Raw genomic sequence first — 5,838 nt, 5'->3', positions numbered from 1 at the left:
ATTTCTTTACGTAATACTTCGGCTAATGGTAATGAAACCGCAGTTTGCGTATGCTCGCCATCATGCTGGGTAGTAAAATGCTGCTCAACCTGGTACAGTTGCTCATAATTGGGCAAAAACCTGTCGTATGAATACTCGTTGACTACCCAGAGACCAATCATAAGCGCAACCGCCATCCCCGCGGCAAGCCCCAGTATATTAATAGCGCTGTAAACCTTATTATTAAGGATATTGCGCCAGGCGATTGTTATATAATTTCTAAGCATCTCTTATACATTAAGTCATTTACTTCGTGTCACTCGCTACGCGTCATTAAATCATTTTATCTGGTCATTCATCATTAAGTCAATTTTGTTTTGCACCCCTGCAACAATGACCTAATGACGCACGGCAAATGACTCAATGACTAACTTATTCCGAACGGAGACTTTTAACCGGGTTGCTCAGCGCTGCTTTAACAGCCTGGAAACTAACCGTTGCCAGCGCTATAAAAATCGCGGCTATTCCAGCGGTAGCAAACACCCACCATTGTACGGTTACCCTATATTGATAATTTTGAAGCCAGTTATTAGTAGCATACCAGGCAACCGGAAAGGCTATCAAGCAGGAAATTATCACCAGTTTTAAAAAGTCGCGGGATAGCAAGCCGGTTAAACCAACTACCGATGCTCCAAGCACCTTGCGGATCCCGATTTCCTTGATCCTTCTTTCAGCAGTATAAGCAGCTAAGCCAAATAAACCAAGGCAGGATATTACGATAGCCAGGGATGCAAACACACCAGCCAGCTTGCCGGTGAGAGCTTCTGTTTTAAATAACTCATCAAAATCCGAATCGACAAATTTGTACTCGAAAGGATAGCCAGGGTTAGCACGTTTATAAACCTCGCCGGTTTTAGCCAGCGCTTCGGTCAAATTAACACCTGGTTTAAAGCGGACAGTTAAAATATTATTGTTTTGCGGATGGCTGAACAACATCAGCGGCGCGCCCGAAACATACATGTCGTTGTAAAGGAAATCCTTAATAATCCCCGCAATTTGGTAAGGCTTACTACCGCCATCCCTGATAATACCCCCAATATGACCTGCCTTACCCATCTGTTTGGCGAAAGCTTCATTAATGATCGCGTTGTTGCTATCAAGCTTCGCATTGGCATAAAAGTCCCGGCCCGCAAGTAGCTTCATGTTCATGGTTGATACAAATTGCGGACTTACATTTTCAATAGTAATAAGCGGATTTTTTGATGCGTCCTTGCCATCCCACGAAAAATTGTCGGTATTGCTCCAGATCTGTAAAACCGGATATTCGCTCAACGCGGCATCGGCCACAACACCGGTTTGCTTCAGCTCATTATTTACCGCAGCAAAATGGTCAGTTATTTTGCCTTTGGTATCGATATAAACAAGATTATCTTTTTCATAACCCAGTTCCCTGTTTTTTACGTGCTGAATTTGCTGATATATAATTACGGTACCGATAATGAGTATTATAGACACCGAGAACTGGATCACCACCAAACTTTGCCTGATAAAACCGGCACCAACGGCCGATGGGGGTTTAATGTTTTTTAATACTGCTATCGGGTTAAACGACGACAGATAGAATGCCGGGTAGCTACCAGCTAATAAACCCGTAACCAACCCTATCGACAGTAAATAAAACAAATGTAATGGCTGCAACAGGTCAATATTCAAATCCTTTTGAACCATGTTATTGAATGATGGCAGAGCTGCATAAACTATTAGCACGGCCACAATTACCGCAATAAATGCCATGATCAAAGCCTCACCTATAAACTGGGCGATGAGTTTGCCCCTACCTGCGCCCATTACCTTACGAACCCCAACTTCCTTAGCCCGTTTCTCGGAGCGGGCTGTTGAAAGGTTCATGAAATTGATACATGCTATAATGAGAATAATAAAAGCGATGGCGGAAAACAAACGAATATATTCGATCCTTCCGCCACCCATTTTACCATCGGTAAATTTATCGCGCAGGTTCCAGTCGTTCATTCCGAAAAGGAATGATACCGTTTTATTACCGTTTTTCTTGGTGCCGATGTAATTAGCCAGTTTCTTGTTAATGGCGTTAACATCTGCCGATGGCTCCAGCTCTACGTAAGTGCGGGCCCAGTTGGCACCCCAATCCTGCATCCAGGGCTGCATATGATCAATGTTTTTTAACGGGGCCAACCATTGCATTTGAAAAGTTGAGTTTTTAGGGAGATCGGTAAACACGCCGGTCACCGTAAAATCCTGCTCATTATTCATTTTCAGCGTCTTCCCCACAGGGTTGGCATCACCAAAAAACTTTTTGGCCATGGTGGTGCTGATTACTACCGAACGCAGCTCATGAAAAACATTTGCCTCATCCCCCTGTACAAAAGTGAGTTTCAGCATCGGGAAGATCTCCGGGTCGGTATAGGAGCCATCTTCGTTGATCACCTTGTCTCCAAGCGCAAATACAATATTATCAGAGCCGGCCATGCGGGCGGCATTTTTGATACCGGGGATATCTGCCTTTAGCGATGCTGCCATAGGCCCCGGAGTGGCGCGGAATGTGGAGGTCTTGCCATCATAGGTTTGATTTTCACGAACCGTGTACAGGTTATCCCGCTTTACAAAATTATGGTTAAACGTAAGCTCGTCCTGCACCCACAAAAATATCATGGATGCACAGGCCACGCCGATAGCCAGACCGGCGATGTTCAAAAAGCTGTAGACCCGGTTTTTCATCAGGCCGCGTACAATGGTTTTAATGTAATTTCCTATCATGGTTTGGTCATTAGGTCATTTACGTTGTGTCATTTGCGCTACGTCATTGGGTCATTAAGCCATTCTTTGCTTTGCGTTTTTGTCAATGACTCAATGACGTAGCGCAAATGACCAAATGACTATTCCGATCGCAAGCTCTTAACCGGGTTGGCAAGCGCTGCTTTAACAGCTTTATAGCCTACGGTTACCCATGCTATTATCAATGATGATACTATCGCCAATAAAAAGATCCAGGCGCTCATTGAAATGCGGTATACAAAGTTTTGGAGCCAGCCATTCATAATGTACCAAGCGGCAGGCATCGCTATCAGGAACGAGATACCGATGAGCACCATAAACTCCTTTGAAAACAGGAACACAATACTGCTTACCGATGCGCCCAGTACTTTGCGGATCCCTACTTCTTTAGTGCGCTGAACCGCCATAAACGATACCAACCCATATAAACCAAGGCAGGATATAAATATGGCTATCCCGGCAAATAACTTGTATACCAATGCCATTTTGTTTTCCTGCTCATAAAATTTGGCTATGTTATCATCAAGAAAATAGCCATTGTAGGCATATTCGGGATAAGCATTCTCCCACATTTTTTGCAGTTGAGATACGGTTTTGCTCAGATCGGAAGTCTGGATCTTAATACCTATCTGGCTTTCAAATTTCTTGGCAGGTGATATTACTATCGGTTTTATAGCTTCGCGAAGGGAGTTAGTTTTAAAGTCTTTAACCACACCAACTATCGGAAGCCAGCTACGGCCGCCAAGGCGGATAGTTTTGCCTATAGCATCATCAGCTTTTTGAATCCCGAGTTTGTGAATGAAAGTTTCGTTTACTACAACTTGCCTTGCTGTATCACTTGCATCATAGCCTTTGCCTGCCGCAAAAGTTAACCCATATGTTTTAAAATAATCGGCATCACCAAATTTCAGAAAAGTATTAAATCCGGGATCTTTGGTTGAGTGATTATAGTTAAAATTGGTTCCCCAGTTGTTTTCTGACGATGGTACATCCGAAGAAAAACTAACCGCTTTCACATTAGGATTTTGCATCACCTGGTATTTAAATGATTCTATCTTGCCAAGGCTCAGACTATCCGTATAGCCAGGGATGATGAGCAACGCACTTTTATTAAATCCAAGATCGGCCTTGTTTACAAAATCCATTTGATTTACGGCCACTATGGTACCGATAATAAGCAACTGTGATATGGCAAATTGAGCAATCACCAATCCACGACGGAGCGGGATACCACCAATAGAAGCCGCAGTTATTTTATTTTTAAGCGCAAGCACCGGTTTAAAGCCAGATACCACCAATGCGGGATAGATTCCCGATAACAATACTATTGCAATTGTACTTGCCACCAAAAACAATAAACTGCCAGTTGTAAATAAGCTGATACTATCAGGCACGTTAGCTATATTTTTCAACTGGGGCATGGCCAGCCTGGCAACTGCCAAAGCAATTAAGGCCGAGGCAATAACAATGATGGTAGTTTCGCCAATTACCTGGAAGATCAACTGCGGACGGGTACTGCCCAATACTTTACGGATACCAACTTCTTTTGACCTGCCCACGGATTGCGCAGTTGACAGGTTAATGAAATTAATGGATGCCATAACAATGATTAGCAAACCGATAAAAGATAGTGTACGGAGGGTTGCCATACTTGTACTATGATCGCCAAGCGGATTACCTATACTTTTATCAAAGTGCATCTCGGCCAGGGGCTGAGGGAGCAAGGTTGTTTCGGCAGTTCCTTTCTTAAAATGTTTAGCTGAAAATGCTTTTAACTGAGCTTCAACATTTGCTTTTGAAACACTGGGCGGAAACAACATAAATACTTCATGACTGCTGCTGGTCGATCCCCATTCGGCACTGTAGTTATAGTCTTTAGGGTGCTGTTTCCAGGTATCAAATGACACCATTACCTTGAACGGAAAATCGCTGTTTACCGGAGCATCTTCAACAATACCCGCAACTTTTAGGGTCAAAACATTATCCATTTTAAGTATTTTCCCTACAGCATTCGTCCAGTCGCCAAAATACTTAACGGCCGAACTTTTATCTATAACCACCATATCGGGGTTAGCTAATACCGACGGGCTACCGGCCAGCCATTTATAGCTAAAAATGTCAAAGAATTGAGGTTGGATAAATAATACACCTATATTTTCGGTAAACTTTTTATCGCCGCTGTTACTACCCGCTGTTTCAGGAACTGTGATCAGGCTGCCGTAACTGCTGTTCAGGGCGGCTACCTTTGCCTGTGGAATGTCCAAACGTAAAGCATCGGTTGCCGGTACGGCAATACCCGGATTTAAAGAAGTTTCCGTTTCATGCTTTTCATGAGTTACAATACGGTATATATTTTTATAATTAGGATTGAAGGTGTCAAAACTAAGTTCAAACTGAATGATCACGAAAATGAGCAAACAGGCTGCCAAACCAACAGTTAAGCCAGCGACATTTATAGCAGAATAGCCTTTATGACGAACGATATTACGCCAGGCTATTTTGAAGTAATTTTTAAGCATCTTGTACAATATTTTTCAGTACCAGTGTAAAACCTATACCAAAATCAAAACAAACTGTCTATCAACAACTTAAATCAAATCAAAATCATCAACTGTACGCAAGTGTAACACCTTGTGTACGATATTGATACAATGGCTTTGGAGATTAATGGTTGGAGGTTAGAGATTAGGAAATTTCGGATTTGGGAGGTTCGATTTCGGATTTGGAAGTATTCCTTTTGCCCCGTTTACTGGTGCAAGTATTGTGCGATTGCCTTAGCGGGGCTTACTTGTGCCTTTTCAGCTTTTAAGAAAAAAAGGTCGGCTTGAATAAGCCGACCTTCACATATCATTATAAATCTAACCTCCAATCACTAATCACCTGAACGCAAACTCTCCACGGGATTTGCCATGGCCGCTTTAATGGATTGGAAACTTACAGTAACGAACGCGATCAATAGCGCGACGAAAGCAGCCAAAACAAACACCCACCACTGAATATCTATGCGATAAGCGAAGTTTTGCAGGTATTTGCTCATCATGAGCCAGG

Annotated in this window: 2 protein-coding genes and 1 pseudogene; all 3 read right to left on the bottom strand. The window is 42.9% G+C overall.

Translation table 11 applies throughout. From position 1 onward, the window contains the following. A pseudogene (locus tag VF500_RS03685) lies at window positions 1–266 on the bottom strand (ABC transporter permease); the annotation flags it as partial. A gap of 145 nt (window positions 267–411) precedes the next feature. Then, window positions 412–2,772, bottom strand: coding sequence for an ABC transporter permease (locus VF500_RS03680; protein ID WP_330858373.1), 2,361 nt, complete (start codon window positions 2,770–2,772; stop codon window positions 412–414). Between the two features lie 119 nt (window positions 2,773–2,891). Continuing rightward, on the bottom strand, window positions 2,892–5,309 hold the full coding sequence (locus VF500_RS03675; RefSeq protein WP_330858372.1) for an ABC transporter permease: 2,418 nt from the start codon (window positions 5,307–5,309) through the stop codon (window positions 2,892–2,894). Between the last annotated feature and the right edge of the window lie 529 nt (window positions 5,310–5,838).

Source organism: Mucilaginibacter sp. (assembly GCF_036383575.1).
In the GTDB taxonomy this organism is placed as follows: domain Bacteria; phylum Bacteroidota; class Bacteroidia; order Sphingobacteriales; family Sphingobacteriaceae; genus Mucilaginibacter.
Note: the sequence above shows the minus strand (reverse complement) of the source record. Positions and strands in the feature narration are given on the sequence as shown.